The following is a 19,510-nucleotide window of genomic DNA, read 5'->3' as shown; positions in this document are numbered from 1 at the left end:
CGGGGGGGGGGGGGGGGGGGGGGGGGGGGGGGGGGGGGGGGGGGGGGGGGAGGGGGGAGGGGGGGGGGGGGGGGGGGGGGGGGCCGCGACCCCCCCCCCCCCCCCCCCACCGGCGTTTCCGGGCCGTCCTTATCTCCGCCGAACGGATGGCGGACGCCCCCGTACGGCACAATGGCCCCTGCTTGATGACCTTGCGGATGCGGAGCGGGCGGGATCGGGATGACGACAACAGGCGCAGGCGCGGACACCGCTCCGCGGACCTTCGGCGGGAGCCGGGCGCTGGCCCTGCTGCTGGTCATCACCGGAGCCGCGGGCCTGCTGGCCGCCTGGGTGATCACCATCGACAAGTTCAAGCTGCTCGAGGACCCGAACTTCACCCCGGGCTGCTCCCTGAACCCGATCGTCTCCTGCGGCAACATCATGAAGAGCGAGCAGGCGGCCGTCTTCGGCTTCCCCAACCCGATGCTGGGCCTGGTCGCCTACGGGATCGTGATCTGCGTCGGCATGAGCCTGCTGGCCGGGGCCCGGTTCGGCCGCTGGTACTGGCTGACCCTGAACGCCGGCACGCTCTTCGGCGTCGGATTCTGCACCTGGCTGATGTACCAGTCGCTGTACAACATCAACTCGCTCTGCCTGTGGTGCTGCCTGGCCTGGGTCGCCACCATCCTGATGTTCTGGTACGTCACCTCCCACACCGTGCGCCAGGGCCTGCTGCCCGCCCCCGGCTGGCTGCGCGGCTTCCTCGACGAGTTCACCTGGGTGCTGCCCGTGCTGCACATCGGGATCATCGGCATGCTGATCCTGACCCGCTGGTGGGACTTCTGGACCTCCTGAGCGCGGCCGCCCTGTCGGTGGGCTCGCTTAGGCTTCCGGTGTGGAACCAGATCTCTTCACCGCCGCCGCCGAGGACCGCCAGGAGAAGGACCCCGCGAGCTCCCCGCTCGCCGTCCGGATGCGCCCGCGCAACCTGGACGAGGTCGTCGGCCAGCAGCACCTGCTGAAGCCGGGCTCGCCGTTGCGCCGCCTCGTGGGGGAGGGCGCCGGGGGACCGGCGGGAGCCTCGTCGGTGATCCTCTGGGGACCGCCCGGCATCGGCAAGACCACCCTCGCCTACGTGGTCAGCCAGGCCACGAAGAAGCGGTTCGTCGAGCTGTCGGCGATCACGGCGGGGGTCAAGGAGGTCCGGGCCGTCATCGAGGGCGCCAAGCGCGCCGCCGGCGGCTACGGCAAGGAGACCGTCCTCTTCCTCGACGAGATCCACCGGTTCAGCAAGGCGCAGCAGGACTCGCTGCTGCCCGCCGTGGAGAACCGCTGGGTCACCCTGATCGCGGCGACCACGGAGAACCCGTACTTCTCGATCATCTCCCCGCTGCTGTCGCGCTCGCTGCTCCTCACGCTGGAACCACTGACCGACGAGGACCTGAGCGCGCTGCTGCGGCGCGCGCTGACGGAGGAGCGGGGGCTGGGCGGGGCGGTGTCCCTGCCGGCCGAAGCGGAGGCGCACCTGCTGCGCATCGCCGGCGGCGATGCCCGCCGGGCGCTGACCGCGCTGGAGGCCGGGGCCGGCTCGGCCATCGCCAAGGGCGAGGAGGAGATCACCCTCCAGACCCTGGAGGAGGCCGTCGACCGGGCGGCCGTCCGCTACGACCGGGACGGCGACCAGCACTACGACGTGGCGAGCGCCCTCATCAAGTCGATCCGCGGCTCGGACGTGGACGCGGCGCTGCACTACCTGGCCCGGATGATCGAGGCGGGGGAGGACCCCCGGTTCATCGCCCGGCGCCTGATGATCTCCGCGAGCGAGGACATCGGCCTCGCGGACCCGACGGCCCTGCCGCTGGCGGTGGCGGCGGCCCAGGCGGTGGCGATGATCGGCTTCCCGGAGGCCGCGCTGACCCTGTCGCACGCCACCATCGCGCTGGCCCTGGCCCCGAAGTCGAACACCGCCACGACCGCGATCGGCGCCGCGCTGGCCGACGTACGGGCCGGGCTGGCCGGGGCCGTTCCGGCGCACCTGCGGGACGGGCACTACAAGGGCGCGGCGAAACTGGGGCACGCGGTCGGCTACGTCTACCCGCACGACGTGCCGGGCGCCATCGCCGCGCAGCAGTACGCCCCGGACGAGATCCACGGCAAGCGGTACTACGAGCCGACGCGGTACGGCGCCGAGGCGCGCTACGCGGACGTGGTGGACAAGGTCCGCGAACGGCTGCGGGGCGGCGGCTCCTCCTCCGCGTGACCTCAGTGCGCGGCGGCGGCGAACAGGGCGCGCATCGCCCGGCGCAGTCCGCAGACGTCCGCCACCGGCTCGGGGAAGTCGAACCGGGCGTCGAAGGAGGTCCGGCCGGCGCCCCGGGTGAAGCGCACGCGCAGCCCGAGCCGGTCCAGGGCCAGCGGGACGGCGGTCGTCCCGGCCGCCGCGCGCGGGCCCAGCAGCGCGCACAGGTTGGCGACGCGGTCGGCGTGGGCGGAGGCGAGGTGCTGGAGGAGCTCGGTCTCGTGGGCGGCCAGCGGGTCGGGCTCGGCCGCCGCGAGCTCGTCCGGGTCCACCGGGCCGGCGCCCCACAGGTCGTCCAGCGAGATCTCGCCGACCTCCAGGCGCAGCATCGTCCAGGCGGGACGGCCGGCGTACGGCGGGTCCTGCGACTCGCTCAGGCCCAGCAGCTCGCCCACCGGCTGCCGCTCCGCGAGCAGCGCCGCGCAGGCCGCGCGGGCCTCCCCGCGCACCGGGGTCAGCCACCCGGAGAGCCGGGCGCGACCTCGGATACGATGGGGCACGGACACCGGCGCCACATCCGTGATCTCGATCACGGCGGTGAGGTCGTCGTCCTGGGCGTGAGCGGCGGCCCTGGCAGCCGCGGATTCCCCTGATACCAGGAGGATCACGTCCCCGTCCGGGGTGACGGTCCGCGCGGCCGGCACCCCTGTCCACCACTCGGCCTGGTCAGGAGCACCCGGCAGCGTGAGGGATACTGAGGCGTTGGACTCTACGAGGGTTCGTACGCGTTCGGCTCCGGTGAGCTGCCGAACGCCTTCCCTGGGACGCGGCTGACCTTGCCTATCGTCGTCGAAAGCGGATTCCGTTTCGTTGGAACCCGAACTGCGGCGCGCACTGGGCAGGGGGATCCCATGTGGTCGAGACATTACGTCCTCCTCGCTAAGGTAAGCCTCACCTAACTTACATGGAGGTAGGTTCCACGTGAACCAGAAGCGACCCAAGGTCAAGAAGTCCCGTGCCCTCGGCATCGCCCTGACGCCGAAGGCCGTCAAGTACTTCGAGGCCCGCCCCTACCCGCCGGGCGAGCACGGCCGTGGCCGCAAGCAGAACTCGGACTACAAGGTCCGTCTGCTCGAGAAGCAGCGTCTGCGCGCCCAGTACGACATCTCCGAGCGCCAGATGGCCCGCGCGTACGACCGCGCGAAGAAGGCCGAGGGCAAGACGGGCGAGGCGCTGGTCGTCGAGCTCGAGCGTCGTCTGGACGCCCTGGTCCTGCGTGCCGGCATCGCCCGCACCATCTACCAGGCCCGCCAGATGGTCGTCCACGGCCACATCGAGGTCAACGGTGGCAAGGTCGACAAGCCGTCGTTCCGTGTCCGTCCGGACGACGTCATCACCGTGCGCGAGCGCAGCCGCGAGAAGCACCCCTTCCAGGTTGCCCGCGAGGGTGGCTACGCCGGTGAGGGCGAGACCCCGCGCTACCTGCAGGTCAACCTGAAGGCCCTGGCCTTCCGCCTCGACCGCGACCCGAACCGCAAGGAAATCCCGGTCATCTGCGACGAGCAGCTCGTCGTCGAGTACTACGCCCGCTGATCCGGCGGCCGTAGCCCTCACAGGCTGGTATCGGCCCGCCGTCCCCTCCGGGGGGCGGCGGGCCTTTCCGTTCCCGGGCGCGGCCCGGGAACCCACTGCGCCCGCAGCACCAGCGCCTCCAGCGTCAGCTGCCGTCCCTCGTCCGCGTACGCCGCGTACCGCTCCGGGCCCAGCACCTCCCCGGCCCGCTCCTGGCACAGCAGCCGGGGCGCGTTGAAGTACCCGGACCCGAACAGCCGCAGGCCGACCCCGTCCCACATCGGCTCCGCCGCCCCCTGGAGCACCGCCGCCTCGGCGGCCGCCCCCTCGGTCACCGTGACCAGCGCCAGCAGCTCCACCGCCAGCACCAGCCCGACCAGGTCGCGGAACGTGTGGTTCACCGTCACGCACTCGATCAGCAGCCGCCGGGCCCGCGCCGGGTCCCCCTCGTCCAGGGCCGCGTAGGCCAGCACGTACAGGGCGTACGCCTTCGTCCAGCGCTCCCCGCGCTCCAGGCAGATGTCCCGGACCTCCTCGCACAGCGCGACCGCGCCCGCCAGATCGCCCTGGAAGGCCCGCGCCATCGCCAGCTCCACCTGGCACATCAGCACGTTGCTGTTCAGCTCCCCGGCCTCCCGGTAGCGCTCCAGCGCCTCGCCCAGCAGCTCCCCGGCCCGCTCCATCTCGTCCGAGACCAGCGCCAGGCAGCCCAGCCGGTGCACCGCGTACGCGGCCGCCACCCGGTTCCCCGTGAGCTCCGCGCGGTCCCGGCACTCGTGCAGCGCGCCCATCGAGGCCACCGCGTCACCCTGGAGCGCCGCCACGTACCCCAGCACCCACAGGGCCTTCAGCCGCGAGCCCCCGTACTCCTCGTCCTCACCGGCCTGCCCCGGCCCGGACTCCAGGCTGCGCGCCAGCCAGTGCCGGCCCTCGGTGAGCCGGCCGCAGCCCGCCCAGTAGAACCACAGGGTCCCCGCCAGGTACTGCCCCAGGTGCTGCTCCCCGGGCTCCTCCAGGCAGCACTCCAGGGCCAGGCGCAGATTCGGCAGCTCCGCCTCCACCAGAGCGGCCACCTCCTGCTGGCGAGGGCCGAACCAGTCCAGCTCGCACCACGTGGCCAGCCCCACGTACCAGTCCCGGTGGCGCCGCCGCAGCCGCCCGGCGTCACCGAGCGACTCCAGCCACCCCGCCCCGTACAGCCGTACGGTCTCCAGCATCCGGTAGCGCACCCCCGCCGGCGTCTCCTCCCGCGCCAGCACCGACTGCGCGAGCAGCTCCCCGACCAGGTCGAGCACGCTGTCCGCCGGCAGGTCCGGACCCGCGCACACGTACTCCGCGGCGTCCAGGTCGAACCGCCCGGCGAACACCGACAGCCGGGCCCACAGCAGCCGCTCCGCCGGGGTGCACAGCTCGTGGCTCCACCCGATCGCCGTCCGCAGCGCCCGGTGCCGCGGCAGCGCCCCGCGCGCCCCGCCGGTCAGCAGCGCGAACCGGTCCTCCAGCCGGGCCAGCACCTGCTCCGGGGAGAGCACCCGCAGCCGGGCCGCCGCCAGCTCCAGGGCCAGCGGGATCCCGTCGAGCCGGGCGCACAGCTCGGTCAGGGCCGGCCGGACGGACGCCGTCGCCACGAAGCCGGGGTCGGCGGCCGCGGCCCGTTCGGCCAGCAGGGCCAGGGCCTCCGCGGGGGCGGGCGGGGCCAGTGGGAAGAGGGCCTCCCCGTCCAGGCCGAGCGGGCGCCGGCCGGCCGCCAGCACCCGCAGGCCGGGGGAGCGGCGCAGCAGCTCGCCCAGCAGGGCGGCGGCCTCGTCGACCAGCTGCTCGTACCCGTCGAGGACCAGCAGGAGACGTCGGCCGGCCAGGTGCTCGGCCAGTACCGTGCGGGGCGGGCGGACGGTGTGGTCGGTGAGGTCGAGGGCCTCGGCCAGCGTGAACTCCAGCAGCGCCGGATCGTGCAGGGAGGACAGCTCGGCCAGCCAGACGCCGTCGCAGTAGCGTTCCTGCTGCTCCCCGGCGGCCGCCCGGGCCGCGGCCAGCGCCAGCCGGGACTTCCCCACGCCGCCCACCCCCGTCACCGTGACCAGCCGGGACGATTCCAGGAGCCGTGCGACCGCGGCCAGTTCGGCACCCCGCCCGACGAAGGAACTCAGCTCCGAGGGAAGATTGCCCGGCGTCACTCGTGGGGTGGGTCGCTGTCGCATGGGACACGGAGAGTACTGTTCCGGACGCGCCGCGTACAAGGCGGGTCCGCGCGGGCGTGCGCCGGACCCGGAATTCCGGTACTGCGGCGGATCTCCGGCGCGATAGGGTCGGAGGAAGACTTTTCTCCGTAGTCAATCCGTAGGCAAGCAGATCAGGGAGCGGTGCAACGTGTCCGGTGGAGAGGTGGCCGGCATCCTCGTGGCCGTCTTCTGGGCCATTCTGGTGTCCTTCCTCGCCGTGGTCCTGGTGCGGCTCGCGCAGGTCCTCCGCGCGGCCACCAAGCTCGTGGCCGACGTGACCGAGCAGGCCGTCCCGCTGCTGGCCGACGCTTCGACCACCGTCCGCTCCGCGCGCACCCAGCTCGACCGGGTCGACGCCATCGCGAGCGACGTCCAGGAGGTCACCTCCAACGCCTCCGCGCTGTCCTCCACCGTCGCCACCACCTTCGGCGGCCCCCTGGTCAAGGTCGCGGCCTTCGGCTACGGCGTGCGCAAGGCGCTGGGCCGCACGGAGGACGCACCGCAGAAGACCACCCGGCGAACCGTGATCGTCGGCCGTACCGTGCCGTCGGCCCGGCGCCGGAAGCAGAAGGGCTGAGACCGCCGATGTTCCGCCGAGCCTTCTGGTTCACCGCAGGCGCCGCCGCCGGCGTGTGGGCCACCACCAAGGTCAACCGGCAGCTGAAGAAGCTGACCCCGGAGAGCCTCGCCGCCCAGGCCGCGGACAAGGCCGTGGAGGCCGGGCACCGCCTGAAGGAATTCGCCCTCGACGTCCGGGCGGGAATGACCCAGCGCGAGGACGAGCTGAACGACGCACTGGGGCTGCACCAGGACCCCGGGATGCCCGACAACGTCACCGCCCTCCCCGGGCCGCGGCGGCTGCGGGCCATCGAGCACCACCAGAACGACCAGAACACCCACCGTTCGAGCAAATCGACGGTCACGCCCAACCGGAATGAGGACCACTGATGGAGTCGGCTGAAATCCGCCGCCGCTGGCTGAGCTTCTTCGAGGAGCGCGGTCACACCGTTGTCCCTTCGGCGTCGCTCATCGCGGACGACCCGACTCTGCTGCTGGTCAACGCGGGCATGGTCCCCTTCAAGCCGTACTTCCTCGGCGAGACCAAGCCCCCCGCCCCCCGGGCCACCAGCGTGCAGAAGTGCGTCCGTACGCCGGACATCGAAGAGGTCGGCAAGACCACCCGCCACGGCACGTTCTTCCAGATGTGCGGCAACTTCTCCTTCGGGGACTACTTCAAGGAAGGCGCCATCACGTACGCCTGGGAGCTGCTGACCAGCTCCGTGGCGGACGGCGGCTACGGCCTGGAGCCCGAGAAGCTCTGGATCACGGTCTACCTCGACGACGACGAGGCCGAGACGATCTGGCGCGACGTGATCGGCGTTCCCGCCGAGCGCATCCAGCGCCTGGGCAAGAAGGACAACTTCTGGTCCATGGGCGTCCCCGGTCCCTGCGGCCCCTGCTCCGAGATCAACTACGACCGCGGCCCCGAATTCGGCGTCGAGGGCGGCCCGGCCGTCAACGACGAGCGCTACGTGGAGATCTGGAACCTGGTCTTCATGCAGTACGAGCGCGGCGCCGGCGACGGGAAGGAGGACTTCCCGATCCTCGGCGACCTCCCGTCGAAGAACATCGACACCGGCCTCGGCCTCGAACGCCTCGCGATGATCCTGCAAGGCGTGCAGAACATGTACGAGACCGACACCCTGCGCGTGGTCATGGACAAGGCCACCGAGCTCACCGGCGTGCAGTACGGCGCCGCGCAGCACACCGACGTCTCGATGCGCGTGGTCGCCGACCACATGCGCACCTCCGTCATGCTCATCGGTGACGGCGTCACCCCGGGCAACGAGGGCCGCGGCTACGTGCTGCGCCGCATCATGCGCCGCGCCATCCGCAACATGCGCCTCATGGGCGCCACGGGCCCGGTCGTCCAGGACCTGATCGACGTCGTGATCGACACGATGGGGCAGCAGTACCCCGAGCTCGTCACCGACCGCAAGCGCATCGAGACCGTCGCCCTCGCCGAAGAGGCCGCCTTCCTGAAGGCCCTCAAGGGCGGTACCAACATCCTCGACACCGCCGTGACCGAGACCAAGGCCGCCGGCGGCACGGTCCTCTCCGGCGACAAGGCGTTCCTGCTCCACGACACCTGGGGCTTCCCGATCGACCTCACCCTGGAGATGGCCGCCGAGCAGGGCCTCTCCGTGGACGAGCCGGGCTTCCGCCGCCTGATGCAGGAGCAGCGCGACCGCGCCAAGGCCGACGCCAAGGCCAAGAAGACCGGCCACGCCGACATGTCGGCCTACCGGGAGATCGCCGACGGCTCCGGCGCCACCGAGTTCACCGGCTACGCCACCAACCAGGGCGAGGCCACCATCGTCGGCCTCCTGGTCAACGGCGTCTCCGCGCCCGCCGCCTCCGAGGGCGACGAGGTCGAGGTCGTCCTCGACCGCACCCCCTTCTACGCCGAGGGCGGCGGCCAGCTCGCCGACCAGGGCCGCATCAAGCTCGACACCGGCGCCGTCATCCAGGTCCGCGACGTCCAGCAGCCGGTCCCCGGCGTCTCCGTGCACAAGGGCTCCGTCCAGGTCGGCGAGGTGACGGTGGGCGCCTCCGCGTACGCCGCCATCGACGTCAGGCGCCGCCGGGCCATCGCCCGCGCCCACTCGGCCACCCACCTGACCCACCAGGCGCTGCGCGACGCCCTCGGCCCGACGGCCGCCCAGGCCGGCTCCGAGAACAGCCCCGGCCGCTTCCGCTTCGACTTCGGCTCCCCGAACGCCGTCCCCGGCACGGTCCTCACCGACGTCGAGCAGAAGATCAACGACGTGCTCTCCCGCGAGCTCGACGTCACCGCCGAGATCATGAGCATCGACGAGGCCAAGAAGCAGGGCGCCATCGCCGAGTTCGGCGAGAAGTACGGCGAGCGGGTCCGCGTCGTCACCATCGGCGACTTCTCCAAGGAGCTGTGCGGCGGCACGCACGTCGGCAACACCTCCCAGCTGGGTCTGGTGAAGCTGCTCGGCGAGTCCTCCATCGGCTCCGGCGTGCGCCGTGTCGAGGCCCTGGTCGGCGTCGACGCGTACAACTTCCTCGCCAAGGAGCACACGGTCGTCGCCCAGCTCCAGGAGCTGGTCAAGGGCCGTCCGGAGGAGCTGCCGGAGAAGATCGCCTCCATGCTCGGCAAGCTGAAGGACGCCGAGAAGGAGATCGAGAAGTTCCGCGCGGAGAAGGTCCTCCAGGCCGCCGCCGGACTCGCCTCCAACGCCCAGGACATCCGCGGTGTCGCCCTCGTCGTCGGCCAGGTGCCGGACGGCACGGGCGCCGACGACCTGCGCAAGCTGGTCCTCGACGTCCGCGGCCGCATCCAGGGCGACCGCCCGGCCGTCGTCGCACTGTTCACCGTGGCGAACGACCGCCCGCTGACCGTCATCGCCACCAACGAGGCGGCCCGCGAGCGCGGCCTCAAGGCCGGTGACCTGGTCCGCGCCGCCGCCAAGACCCTCGGCGGCGGCGGTGGCGGCAAGCCCGACGTGGCCCAGGGCGGCGGCCAGAACCCGGGCGCCGTGCCCGAGGCCATCGCCGCCGTCGAGCGCCTCGTGGCAGAGACGGCCTGACGATGAGCCTGCGCCGCGGCCGCCGACTGGCCATCGATGTCGGAGACGCCCGGATCGGGGTCGCCTCCTGCGACCCCGACGGGGTGCTCGCCACGCCGGTGGAGACCGTCCCGGGCCGGGACGTCCCCTTCGCCCACCGGCGGCTGCGGCAGCTCGTCGAGGAGTACGAGCCCCTCGAAGTCGTGGTCGGCCTCCCCCGCTCGCTCAGCGGGCGGGAGGGGCCGGCCGCGGCCAAGGTGCGCGCATTCGCGAACGAACTGGCCAAGGGCATCAAGCCGGTGACCGTGCGTCTGGTGGACGAGCGGATGACGACGGTCACGGCCGCCCAGGGCCTGCGGGCCTCCGGGCGCAACGCGAAGAAGGGCCGGTCGGTCATCGACCAGGCGGCCGCTGTGGTCATCCTCCAGAACGCTCTTGAGACCGAACGGGTATCAGGTAATCCGCCCGGTGAGTGCGTCGAAGTGGTTGTCTGATCGCGATACGGTAACGTTCCGCGCGATGAGACGGCATTCGAACAGCCGTCGCTCACCACCAAAGAGGCGGAACCGGGTGTCGCGGCCGACGTAAGCCGTGGCCTTCGTCTCGCGGCTCTAGGGGACCGATGACTGAGTATGGCCGGGGCGGTGGCTCCGAACCGTGGCACCCCGGGGACCCGTTGTACGGGGACCAGGGGTGGACCGCGCACCAGACGCAGCAGGCGCAGGTGCCCTACGCCGGCGACCCGCAGCAGCAGTACGCGCAGCCGCAGGAGCCGCACTACCAGCAGCAGCACACGGGGCAGTACCCGCAGCAGTACGACGAACAGGGCTACGCCCAGCAGGTCCAGTACCAGCAGATGGCCCCTCAACAGATGGCCCAGCCCATGGCGCCCCAGCCGATGGCCCCTCAGCCCGCCTACGACGGCGGGGGCGGCGGCCAGGGCTGGGACACCGGCCAGGGCCAGTACGCGGCCGCCGCCGTCCAGGTCGACCCGTACGCGGGCGCGGACCCGTACGCCCAGCAGGCCGTCGGGACCTACCCCGGTGAGGCCCCCGACCTGTACACCACCCCCGAGGCCTACCCGCCTCCGCAGCCGCCCGGCCTGCGCCACCTGGAACCGGATCCGGTCGAGGAGCCGCTCGCCGAGGAGCCCGAGGAGGAGCTCCTCCCCGCGCCCGACGGCGACGGGCCGCCCTCGCGCGGGCGCCGCGCCGGCGGCCGGGCCAAGGGCGGCAAGGGCGGCAAACAGAAGAAGCGCAGCGGCACCGCCTGCCTGCTCGCCGCCGTGGTGATCATCGGCGTCGTCGGCGGCGGCGGCTACTACGGCTACACGTACCTGAAGGACCGCTTCGGCGCGGCCGAGGACTTCGCGGGCGAGGGCAGCGGCGAGACGGTCGACGTCGAGATCCCCAAGAGCGCGGGCCTGGGCCAGATGGGCCGGATCCTCAAGCAGGCCGGCGTGGTCGCCAGCGCCCAGGCCTTCGTCGACGCCGCCACCGCCAACCCCAGGGGCAAATCCATCCAGCCCGGCGTCTACCCGCTGAAGAAGCGCATGTCGGCGGCGGCCGCCGTCCGCGTGATGATCGACCCCAGCAAGCTGAGCGTCCTCACCGTCACCGAGGGCATGCGCAACTCCAAGGTGTACGAGGCGATCGACAAGAAGCTCGGCAAGCCGGACGGCACCACGAAGGACATCGCCCTGCGGGAGGCCAAGAACCTCGGCCTGCCGGCCTGGGCGGCCAACAACCCGAAGGCCATCGACCCGCTCGAGGGCTTCCTGTTCCCCATGCGCTACGACCTCAGCAAGGACAGCACCCCCGAGTCGCTGCTCCGGCAGATGGTCAAGCACTCCGCCGACAAGTACCTGGAGATGGGGATCGAGGGCAAGGCCAAGGAACTGGGCCTGGACAGCCCGCTCCAGGTGGTCACCGTCGCCAGCCTCGTCAACGCCGAGGGCAAGAACCACGACGACTTCCGCAAGATGGCCGAGGTGGTCTACAACCGCCTCAAGAAGACCAACGACGTCACGAACCAGAAGCTCCAGTTCGACTCGACGTACAACTACGTCAAGAACCAGAGCGAGATCAACTTCAACCTGAAGGAAGCCCAGGCCTTCGACCACCCGTACAACACCCACTTCGTCAAGGGACTGCCGCCCGGCCCGATCGGGAACCCCGGCGCGGAGGCGGTGAGCGCTACGCTCGACCCCGACCACGGCGGATGGATGTTCTTCGTGTCGGTCGACGGCGACAAGACGACCTTCACCAAGACCTACGACGAGCACCTGAAGCTCGTCGCGGAGTTCCAGGAGCGCCAGGCGCAGAAGAAGAACGGCGGGTAGGCAGGACATGTCACGGATACGGGCCGCGGTGCTGGGATCGCCCATCGAGCACTCCCTCTCACCGGTGCTGCACCGCGCCGCGTACCGGGAGCTCGGCCTCGACGACTGGACCTACGACCGGTTCGAGATCGACGAGGCCGCGCTGCCCGCCTTCGTGGCCGGCCTCGGTCCGGAGTGGGCCGGGCTGTCGCTGACCATGCCGCTCAAGCGGGCGGTCATCCCGCTGCTCGACGGGATCAGTGACACCGCCGCCTCGGTGGAAGCCGTCAACACGGTCGTCCTCGCCGAGGACGGCCGCCGCCTCGGCGACAACACCGACATCCCCGGGATCGTCGCCGCGCTGCACGAGCGCGGCGTCGACAAGGTGCCCGCCGCCGCCGTCCTGGGGGCTGGCGCCACCGCCTCCTCGGCGCTCGCCGCCCTCGCCCGGATCTGCACCGGCGAGGTCACCGCGTACGTCCGCTCGCGCGCCCGCGCCGACGAGATGCTCCGGTGGGGCGAGCGGCTCGGCGTCGACGTGCGCACCGCCGACTGGTCGGACGCGGCGGAGGCGCTCGGAGCCCCGCTGGTCATCGCCACCACCCCGGCCGGTGCCACGGACGAGCTGGCCCCGGCCGTCCCCGCGGCGCCCGGCACCCTCTTCGACGTCCTCTACGACCCCTGGCCCACCGCCCTGGCCGCCTCGTGGTCCGGACGCGGCGGCACCCTCCTCGGCGGCCTCGACCTGCTCGTCCACCAGGCCGTGCTCCAGGTCGAGCGGATGACCGGCCGCACCCCCGGCCCCCTGGCGGCCATGCGGACCGCCGGGGAAGCGGCCCTGCGCGCCCGCCACTGACGCCCCGCGCGCCCCGCGCGCGTAGGAAGCGGATAGCCGTACCCGCCACCATCGCCGCGTACCCTCCCCCGGCTGCCGCTTGGGGACCCCCCGTCCGTCAGCTGGACCGAGATCGGCCCGACGGCCCGGACGTGGGAGGATTCGGGTATGGCGGTCCGGTCCGCGCTCCCCCCAGCCACCGCTGGGAGGGCCCCGGGGACGCGCCGCCGCTGTACCAGGCGCGAGCATGAGGAGCATCGTTGAGCAGGTTGCGTTGGCTGACCGCGGGAGAGTCGCACGGACCGGCCCTGGTCGCGACGCTGGAGGGCCTTCCCGCCGGCGTCCCGGTCACCACCGAGCTGGTGGCCGACCACCTGGCGAGGCGCCGGCTCGGCTATGGCCGCGGTGCCCGCATGAAGTTCGAGCAGGACGAGATCACCTTCCTCGGCGGCGTCCGCCACGGGCTGTCCCTGGGCTCCCCGGTCGCGGTCATGGTCGGGAACACCGAGTGGCCCAAGTGGGAGACGGTGATGTCGGCCGACCCGGTCGACCCCTCGCTGCTCAAGGACACCGGCCGCAACGCGCCGCTGACCCGCCCCCGCCCCGGCCACGCCGACCTCGCGGGCATGCAGAAGTACGGCTTCGACGAGGCCCGCCCGATCCTGGAGCGCGCCAGCGCCCGCGAGACGGCCGCCCGCGTCGCACTCGGCGCCATCGCCCGGTCCTTCATCAAGGAGGCCGCCGGCATCGAGATCGTCTCGCACGTGGTGGAGCTGGCCTCGGCCAAGGCCCCCTACGGCGTCTACCCGACCCCCGCCGACGTCGAGAAGCTCGACGCCGACCCGGTGCGCTGCCTCGACGCCGACGCGTCGAAGGCGATGGTCGCCGAGATCGACCAGGCCCACAAGGACGGCGACACCCTCGGCGGCGTCGTCGAGGTGCTCGCGTACGGCGTCCCCGTCGGCCTCGGCTCCCACGTCCACTGGGACCGCCGCCTCGACGCCCGTCTCGCCGCCGCGCTCATGGGCATCCAGGCCATCAAGGGCGTCGAGGTCGGCGACGGCTTCGAGCTGGCCCGCGTGCCCGGCTCGAAGGCGCACGACGAGATCGTCTCCACCCCCGAGGGCCTCAAGCGCACCTCCGGCCGCTCCGGCGGCACCGAGGGCGGCCTGACCACCGGCGAGCTGCTGCGCGTACGCGCCGCGATGAAGCCCATCGCGACCGTGCCGCGCGCCCTGGCCACCGTCGACGTCGCCACCGGCGAGGCCACCGTGGCCCACCACCAGCGTTCCGACGTCTGTGCCGTGCCCGCCGCGGGCATCGTCGCCGAGGCCATGGTGGCACTGGTGCTGGCCGACGCCGTGGTCGAGAAGTTCGGCGGCGACTCGGTCCCCGAGACCCGCCGCAACGTCCGGTCGTACCTCGACAACCTGCAGATCCGGTGACCGGCGGCCCCCTGGTCGTACTCGTCGGCCCCATGGGCTCCGGCAAGTCCACGGTGGGCGGCCTGCTCGCCCGCCGGCTCGGCGTCCCCTACCGGGACACCGACGCGGACATCGTCGCGGCCCAGGGCCGGGAGATCTCCGACATCTTCGTCGACGAGGGCGAGCCGTACTTCCGTGAGCTGGAACGCGAGGCCGTGGCCGCCGCCGTCGCCGAGCACACCGGAGTCCTCGCCCTCGGCGGCGGCGCCGTCCTCGACGAGGGCACCCGCGCCCTGCTGACCGGGCTGCCCGTCGCCTACCTGTCGATGGACGTCGAGGAGGCCGTGCGCCGCGTCGGGCTCGGCGCCGCCCGCCCGCTGCTCGCCGTCAACCCGCGCCGCCAGTGGCGCGAGCTGATGGAGGCAAGGCGCCACCTGTACACCGAAGTCGCGCGCGTCGTGGTGGCCACCGACGACCGCACCCCCGAAGAGGTCGCCCAGGCGGTCCTCGACGCTCTGGAGTTGAAGGACGTATGACAGACCAGGTGACGCGGATCCACGTCGGCGCCAGTGCCGGACACGACGCGTACGACGTGCTGGTCGGCCGGCAGCTGCTCGGCGAGCTGGGCGGCCTGATCGGCCCCAAGGCCCAGCGGGTCGCCGTGATCCACCCCGAGGCGCTGGCCGAGACCGGCGAGGCGCTGCGCGCGGACCTGGCGGACCAGGGCTACGAGGCGGTCGCCATCCAGGTGCCGAACGCCGAGGAGGCCAAGACCGTCGAGGTGGCCGCGTACTGCTGGAAGGCGCTCGGCCAGTCCAACTTCACCCGCACCGACGTCATCGTCGGCGTCGGCGGCGGCGCCACCACCGACCTGGCGGGCTTCGTCGCGGCCAGCTGGCTGCGCGGGGTGCGCTGGATCGCCGTGCCGACCACCGTCCTCGCGATGGTGGACGCGGCCGTCGGCGGCAAGACCGGCATCAACACCGCCGAGGGCAAGAACCTCGTCGGGGCCTTCCACCCGCCGGCCGGGGTGCTCTGCGACCTCGCCGCGCTGGAGTCGCTGCCCGTCAACGACTACGTCAGCGGCCTGGCCGAGATCATCAAGGCCGGATTCATCTCCGACCCGGTGATCCTCGATCTGATCGAGGAGGACCCGGCGGCGGCACGGACGCCCGCCGGCCCGCACACGGCCGAGCTGATCTGCCGCTCCATCCAGGTCAAGGCCGACGTGGTCTCCAGCGACCTCAAGGAGTCGGGGCTGCGGGAGATCCTCAACTACGGCCACACCCTCGCGCACGCCATCGAGAAGAACGAGCGCTACAAGTGGCGGCACGGTGCGGCGGTCTCCGTCGGCATGGTCTTCGCCGCCGAGCTCGGCCGGCTGGCCGGGCGGCTGGACGACGCCACGGCCGACCGCCACAAGGCGGTGCTCGCCTCCGTGGGCCTGCCGCTGACCTACCGCGGCGACCAGTGGACCAAGCTGCTCCAGACCATGCAGGTCGACAAGAAGTCCCGCGGCAACCTGCTGCGCTTCATCGTCCTGGACGGCCTGGCCAAGCCCACCGTGCTGGAGGGCCCCGACCCGGCCCACCTCGTCGCCGCCTACGGCGAGGTCTCCGCGTGAGCCGCCGGGTGCTGGTCCTGAACGGCCCGAACCTGGGCCGGCTCGGGTCCCGCGAGCCCGATGTGTACGGGGCCACCTCGTACGCCGGTCTCGTGGAGAGCTGCCGCACCCTGGGCGCGGAGCTCGGCTTCGACGTGGAGGTCCGCGAGACCAACGACGAGGGCGAGCTGGTGCGCTGGCTGCACGAGGCGGCCGACGGCAGGATCCCGGTCGTCATCAACCCGGGCGCCTTCACGCACTACTCGTACGCCATGCGGGACGCGGCCGCCCAGCGGACCGCACCGCTGATCGAGGTGCACATCTCCAACCCGTACGCCCGGGAGGAGTTCCGGCACACCTCGGTCATCGCGGCCGTGGCGACCGGCACCGTCGCGGGCTTCGGGCTGGGCTCCTACCGGCTGGCGCTGCGTGCGCTGGCGGAGGAAGTCACGGCCTGAGATAACGTTCTCGCATCAGTCGCCTGAACGAGACGGAGTGGCGCGGATGCAGCACGGAGTGGGGGGCTGGGGTCCGACGGGACAGCACCCGGCGGTTCCCCCGCAGCCGCCGATACCCCCTGCCCAGGGCTGGCCGGTGACGCCGGTCCCCGAAGCGACGGGGCACATCCCGCTGCCTCCCGCCGCGGCCCCCGGGCCGGGCGCGCCCGTGCCCGGTACCGGCGGGGCCGTGCTCGCCGTACTGCTCATAGGACCGGCCGGGGCCGGCAAGACGACCGTGGCCCGGCACTGGGCGGGCACCCGCCCGGTGCCGACCGCGCACATCAGCCTGGACGACGTCCGCGAATGGGTCTGCTCGGGCTTCGCCGACCCGCAGGCCGGCTGGAACGAGCACTCCGAGGCCCAGTACCGCCTCGCCCGCCGCACCTGCGGCTTCGCCGCCCGCAATTTCCTGGCCAACGGCATCTCCTGCATCCTCGACGACGCGGTCTTCCCGGACCGGCCGGTGGTCGGCCTGGGCGGCTGGAAGCGGCACGTCGGGCCGGCGCTGCTGCCGGTCGTACTGCTGCCCGGGCTGGACGTCGTCCTCGACCGCAACGCGGCCCGCTCCGGCAACCGCCGGCTCTCCGACGAGGAGGTCGCCCGCATCCACGGCCGGATGGCGGGCTGGTACGGCTCCGGGCTGCCGATCATCGACAACTCCCACCTCGACGTCGAGGGCACCGCGCGGGCCCTGGACGAGGCCCTCGCCCGAGCACTGACGAGCCCGCCCCGCTGGTAGGGCCGCCGCGGCGGTGGCGCGGGCGCGGGCCCGGCCCCGTCCGGCCGCGCTCGCCGGGCCGGATGCGCGCGGCGCTCGTAGGCTCGAAGACATGTCAGACGTGTACGCGGCCCGCAGGGGCCTGCTCCGCGAGCGCTGCGCCGCCGCGGGCAATGCCGCCGCACTGGTCACGCGTCCAGCGAACGTCCGCTACCTCGCCGGGGCGTCCCCGCTGGGCGCCGTCATGCTGGTCGGGCCCGCGGAGGACGTGCTGTTCTGCCCGGGGGCGCCCACCGGGGAGGTGGACGAGGGACGGCTCGACGAGGGCCTGCGGGTGTCCGTACTGCCCGCGCCCGGAGCCGATCCGGCCGTGGCCGCCGCCGATCTGGCCGCCTCCGTCCGGGCCGACTCCCTCGCCGTCGAGGAGCACCACATCACCGTCGCCCGGCACCGGGCCCTGCACTCGGTCGCGCCCCGGCTGCGGCTGGCCGACCTCGGCACGGCGGTGGAGCAGCAGCGGCTGGTGAAGGACGAGGAGGAGATCGCCTGCCTGCGGATCGCCGCCGAGATCGCCGACCAGGCCCTCGGCGAGCTGCTGGAGTCGATCCTCGTCGGCCGGACCGAACGCCACCTGGCCCTGGAGCTGGAGCGCCGCCTCGTGGACCACGGCGCGGACGGCCCGGCGTTCCCGACGTCCGTCGGCACCGGCCCGCACTCGGGCCGCTCCGGACACCGTCCCTCGGACCGGCGGGTGGAGGAGGGCGACTTCCTCTCCGTCTGCCTCGGCGCCGGCTACCGCGGCTACCGCTGCGAGATCGGCCGCACCTTCGTGATCGGCACCACTCCCGCCGACTGGCAGATCGAGCTGTACGACCTGGTCTTCGCCGCCCAGCGGGCGGGCCGGCAGGCCCTGGTGCCGGGGGCCGCGTACCGCGACGTGGACCACGCGGCACGGTCCGTACTGGACTCGGCGGGGCACGGTGAGGCCCTCGCGGGGTGGATGGGGCACGGGGTCGGTCTCGAAATCGACGAGGACCCGCAGCTTGCACCTACGGCAATGGGTAAACTGGACGCTTGCGTGCCGGTCACCGTCGAACCGGGGGTTCACCTCCCCGGCCGGGGAGGTGTCCGGATCGATGACACGCTCGTCGTACGCCCCGAGGCGGACGGCGGTCCCGAGCTACTCACCATTACGACCAAGGAGCTGCTCGCGCTCTAGTCCGCGACGCCGGACCGTGCGCGCATCCGTGGTCTTCCAGTGCAGGAGATTCCGCAACCGTGGCTTCCACGAACGACCTCAAGAACGGCATGGTGCTCAAGCTCGACGGTGACCAGCTCTGGTCCGTCGTCGAGTTCCAGCACGTCAAGCCCGGCAAGGGCCCGGCCTTCGTGCGCACCAAGCTCAAGCACGTGCTCTCCGGCAAGGTCGTCGACAAGACCTTCAACGCCGGCACGAAGGTCGAGACCGCCACGATCGACCGGCGTGACATGCAGTTCTCGTACATGGACGGCGAGTACTTCGTCTTCATGGACATGCAGACCTACGACCAGCTGATGGTCGACAAGAAGGCCGTCGGCGACGCCGCCAACTTCCTGATCGAGGGCTTCACCGCCTCCGTCGCGCAGCACGAGGGCTCGGTCCTCTACGTCGAGCTCCCGGCCGCCGTCGAGCTGGTCATCGAGCACACCGACCCGGGCGTCCAGGGCGACCGCTCCACCGGCGGCACCAAGCCGGCGAAGCTGGAGACCGGCCACGAGATCCAGGTACCGCTCTTCGTCAACACCGGCGAGAAGGTCAAGGTCGACACCCGCACCTCCGACTACCTCGGCCGGGTGAACAGCTAACCGTGGCTGCCCGGAGCAACGCGCGCAAGCGCGCCTTCCAGATCCTCTTCGAGGCCGACCAGCGCGGCGTGTCCGTGCGCGAGGTCCTCGCGGACTGGATCCGCCACGCGCGGTCCGACGACCGGCAGCCGCCGGTCAACGCCTTCACGATGGACCTCGTCGAGGGCTACGCCGACAAGGTGAACCGCATCGACGACCTGATCGTCACCTACGCCGTGGACTGGGAGCTCGACCGCATGCCGGTCGTCGACCGGAACATCCTGCGGCTGGGCGCCTTCGAGCTGATCTGGGTCGACGAGACCCCGGACGCCGTGGCGATCGACGAGGCCGTGCAGCTGGCCAAGGAGTTCTCCACGGACGACTCGCCCGCGTTCGTGAACGGCCTGCTGGCCCGCTTCAAGGACCTGAAGCCGAGCCTGCGCCGGGGCGAATGACCCCCGGGGCGGACGGCTGAGCGGAGGGCCCGCGGCGCGATGAGCGCCCCGGGCCCTCCGCCGTTCTTCCGGCCGGCCGCGTGCGGCACCGGGCCGGCCGCCGTGCCTTCCGCCGGCCGGCCGACGAAAAAAAAGGGGGGGGGGGGGGGGGGGGGGGGGGGGGGGGGGGGCGGGGGGGGGTGGGGGGGGGGGGGGGGGGGGGGGGGGGGGGGGGGGGGGGGGGGGG

At 72.6% G+C, this 19,510-nt stretch carries 19 protein-coding genes; 17 read left to right on the top strand and 2 right to left on the bottom strand.

The features are described 5' to 3' along the window. The first annotated feature begins 219 nt into the window (after positions 1 to 219). Positions 220 to 834, top strand: a complete 615-nt coding sequence (locus ACZ4WZ_RS18690; RefSeq protein WP_467891579.1) for a vitamin K epoxide reductase family protein — start codon at positions 220 to 222, stop codon at positions 832 to 834. A gap of 40 nt (positions 835 to 874) precedes the next feature. Continuing rightward, on the top strand, positions 875 to 2,239 hold the full coding sequence (locus ACZ4WZ_RS18685) for a replication-associated recombination protein A (protein ID WP_467891576.1): 1,365 nt from the start codon (positions 875 to 877) through the stop codon (positions 2,237 to 2,239). 2 nt (positions 2,240 to 2,241) lie between these two features. Here the strand turns inward: ACZ4WZ_RS18685 and ACZ4WZ_RS18680 are convergent, their stop codons facing one another. Continuing rightward, the gene (locus ACZ4WZ_RS18680) at positions 2,242 to 3,144 is read right to left on the bottom strand and encodes a DUF2470 domain-containing protein (RefSeq protein ID WP_467891574.1); all 903 of its coding nucleotides are present in this window, start codon (positions 3,142 to 3,144) and stop codon (positions 2,242 to 2,244) included. Positions 3,145 to 3,199: 55 nt separating this feature from the next. Between ACZ4WZ_RS18680 and rpsD the strand changes: the two genes are divergently transcribed. After that, positions 3,200 to 3,811, top strand: a complete 612-nt coding sequence (gene rpsD, locus ACZ4WZ_RS18675; RefSeq protein ID WP_007263048.1) for a 30S ribosomal protein S4 — start codon at positions 3,200 to 3,202, stop codon at positions 3,809 to 3,811. A gap of 17 nt (positions 3,812 to 3,828) precedes the next feature. Here rpsD and ACZ4WZ_RS18670 read toward each other — a convergent pair whose 3' ends face one another. Next, positions 3,829 to 5,988, bottom strand: a complete 2,160-nt coding sequence (locus tag ACZ4WZ_RS18670; protein WP_467891571.1) for an ATP-binding protein — start codon at positions 5,986 to 5,988, stop codon at positions 3,829 to 3,831. Between the two features lie 169 nt (positions 5,989 to 6,157). Here ACZ4WZ_RS18670 and ACZ4WZ_RS18665 point away from each other — a divergent pair, with 169 nt between their 5' ends. From ACZ4WZ_RS18665 to nusB, 14 genes are all read left to right on the top strand, one after another. Beyond that, complete coding sequence (locus tag ACZ4WZ_RS18665; protein WP_388944484.1) at positions 6,158 to 6,586, top strand: DUF948 domain-containing protein; 429 nt, start codon at positions 6,158 to 6,160, stop codon at positions 6,584 to 6,586. Between the two features lie 8 nt (positions 6,587 to 6,594). Next, on the top strand, positions 6,595 to 6,957 hold the full coding sequence (locus tag ACZ4WZ_RS18660; protein WP_467891568.1) for a DUF6167 family protein: 363 nt from the start codon (positions 6,595 to 6,597) through the stop codon (positions 6,955 to 6,957). Then, positions 6,957 to 9,626, top strand: a complete 2,670-nt coding sequence (gene alaS / locus ACZ4WZ_RS18655; protein ID WP_467891565.1) for an alanine--tRNA ligase — start codon at positions 6,957 to 6,959, stop codon at positions 9,624 to 9,626. Before ACZ4WZ_RS18660 ends, alaS begins: the two co-directional genes overlap by 1 nt. A gap of 2 nt (positions 9,627 to 9,628) precedes the next feature. Continuing rightward, the gene (ruvX, locus tag ACZ4WZ_RS18650; RefSeq protein ID WP_388944493.1) at positions 9,629 to 10,099 is read left to right on the top strand and encodes a Holliday junction resolvase RuvX; all 471 of its coding nucleotides are present in this window, start codon (positions 9,629 to 9,631) and stop codon (positions 10,097 to 10,099) included. Positions 10,100 to 10,227: 128 nt separating this feature from the next. Then, the gene (gene mltG / locus ACZ4WZ_RS18645) at positions 10,228 to 11,946 is read left to right on the top strand and encodes an endolytic transglycosylase MltG (RefSeq protein ID WP_467891562.1); all 1,719 of its coding nucleotides are present in this window, start codon (positions 10,228 to 10,230) and stop codon (positions 11,944 to 11,946) included. Positions 11,947 to 11,953: 7 nt separating this feature from the next. Next, entirely contained in the window at positions 11,954 to 12,781 is an 828-nt protein-coding gene (locus ACZ4WZ_RS18640; protein ID WP_467891559.1) for a shikimate dehydrogenase, read from the top strand. A gap of 239 nt (positions 12,782 to 13,020) precedes the next feature. Next, entirely contained in the window at positions 13,021 to 14,205 is a 1,185-nt protein-coding gene (gene aroC / locus ACZ4WZ_RS18635; protein ID WP_467891557.1) for a chorismate synthase, read from the top strand. Then, positions 14,202 to 14,720: a shikimate kinase gene (locus tag ACZ4WZ_RS18630; RefSeq protein ID WP_467891555.1), complete on the top strand. Its 519-nt coding sequence runs from the start codon at positions 14,202 to 14,204 to the stop codon at positions 14,718 to 14,720. Before aroC ends, ACZ4WZ_RS18630 begins: the two co-directional genes overlap by 4 nt. Next, positions 14,717 to 15,808 (top strand): 3-dehydroquinate synthase, encoded by a 1,092-nt coding sequence (gene aroB, locus ACZ4WZ_RS18625; protein WP_467891553.1) that lies wholly within the window; start codon positions 14,717 to 14,719, stop codon positions 15,806 to 15,808. The genes ACZ4WZ_RS18630 and aroB overlap by 4 nt, the downstream gene beginning before the upstream one ends. After that, positions 15,805 to 16,245 carry a type II 3-dehydroquinate dehydratase gene (gene aroQ / locus ACZ4WZ_RS18620; protein ID WP_125594202.1) on the top strand — a complete coding sequence of 147 codons (441 nt, stop codon included), beginning with the start codon at positions 15,805 to 15,807 and terminating at the stop codon, positions 16,243 to 16,245. Before aroB ends, aroQ begins: the two co-directional genes overlap by 4 nt. Before the next feature lie 46 nt (positions 16,246 to 16,291). Continuing rightward, the gene (locus ACZ4WZ_RS18615; protein ID WP_467891549.1) at positions 16,292 to 17,026 is read left to right on the top strand and encodes an AAA family ATPase; all 735 of its coding nucleotides are present in this window, start codon (positions 16,292 to 16,294) and stop codon (positions 17,024 to 17,026) included. A gap of 91 nt (positions 17,027 to 17,117) precedes the next feature. Further along, positions 17,118 to 18,224 (top strand): M24 family metallopeptidase, encoded by a 1,107-nt coding sequence (locus ACZ4WZ_RS18610; RefSeq protein ID WP_467891547.1) that lies wholly within the window; start codon positions 17,118 to 17,120, stop codon positions 18,222 to 18,224. A gap of 59 nt (positions 18,225 to 18,283) precedes the next feature. Continuing rightward, complete coding sequence (efp, locus tag ACZ4WZ_RS18605; RefSeq protein ID WP_266789713.1) at positions 18,284 to 18,850, top strand: elongation factor P; 567 nt, start codon at positions 18,284 to 18,286, stop codon at positions 18,848 to 18,850. A 2-nt stretch (positions 18,851 to 18,852) separates the two neighbouring features. Continuing rightward, complete coding sequence (gene nusB, locus ACZ4WZ_RS18600) at positions 18,853 to 19,284, top strand: transcription antitermination factor NusB (protein ID WP_388944520.1); 432 nt, start codon at positions 18,853 to 18,855, stop codon at positions 19,282 to 19,284. Positions 19,285 to 19,510: the final 226 nt, after the last annotated feature.

The organism is Streptomyces sp. NPDC029122, from assembly GCF_055569445.1.
The sequence above is the reverse complement of the archived record's forward strand: the minus strand, read 5'-3'. Positions and strand labels throughout refer to the sequence as shown.

What these genes read in the sequence shown, in the direction of transcription:
- ACZ4WZ_RS18690 (WP_467891579.1), top strand. Translation starts at nt 220, where the DNA reads ATGACGACAACAGGCGCAGGCGCGGACACCGCTCCGCGGACCTTCGGC.
- ACZ4WZ_RS18680 (WP_467891574.1), bottom strand. Translation starts at nt 3,144, where the DNA reads ATGTCTCGACCACATGGGATCCCCCTGCCCAGTGCGCGCCGCAGTTCG.
- ACZ4WZ_RS18670 (WP_467891571.1), bottom strand. Translation starts at nt 5,988, where the DNA reads ATGCGACAGCGACCCACCCCACGAGTGACGCCGGGCAATCTTCCCTCG.
- ACZ4WZ_RS18660 (WP_467891568.1), top strand. Translation starts at nt 6,595, where the DNA reads ATGTTCCGCCGAGCCTTCTGGTTCACCGCAGGCGCCGCCGCCGGCGTG.
- alaS (WP_467891565.1), top strand. Translation starts at nt 6,957, where the DNA reads ATGGAGTCGGCTGAAATCCGCCGCCGCTGGCTGAGCTTCTTCGAGGAG.
- ruvX (WP_388944493.1), top strand. Translation starts at nt 9,629, where the DNA reads ATGAGCCTGCGCCGCGGCCGCCGACTGGCCATCGATGTCGGAGACGCC.
- mltG (WP_467891562.1), top strand. Translation starts at nt 10,228, where the DNA reads ATGACTGAGTATGGCCGGGGCGGTGGCTCCGAACCGTGGCACCCCGGG.
- ACZ4WZ_RS18640 (WP_467891559.1), top strand. Translation starts at nt 11,954, where the DNA reads ATGTCACGGATACGGGCCGCGGTGCTGGGATCGCCCATCGAGCACTCC.
- aroB (WP_467891553.1), top strand. Translation starts at nt 14,717, where the DNA reads ATGACAGACCAGGTGACGCGGATCCACGTCGGCGCCAGTGCCGGACAC.
- ACZ4WZ_RS18615 (WP_467891549.1), top strand. Translation starts at nt 16,292, where the DNA reads ATGCAGCACGGAGTGGGGGGCTGGGGTCCGACGGGACAGCACCCGGCG.
- ACZ4WZ_RS18610 (WP_467891547.1), top strand. Translation starts at nt 17,118, where the DNA reads ATGTCAGACGTGTACGCGGCCCGCAGGGGCCTGCTCCGCGAGCGCTGC.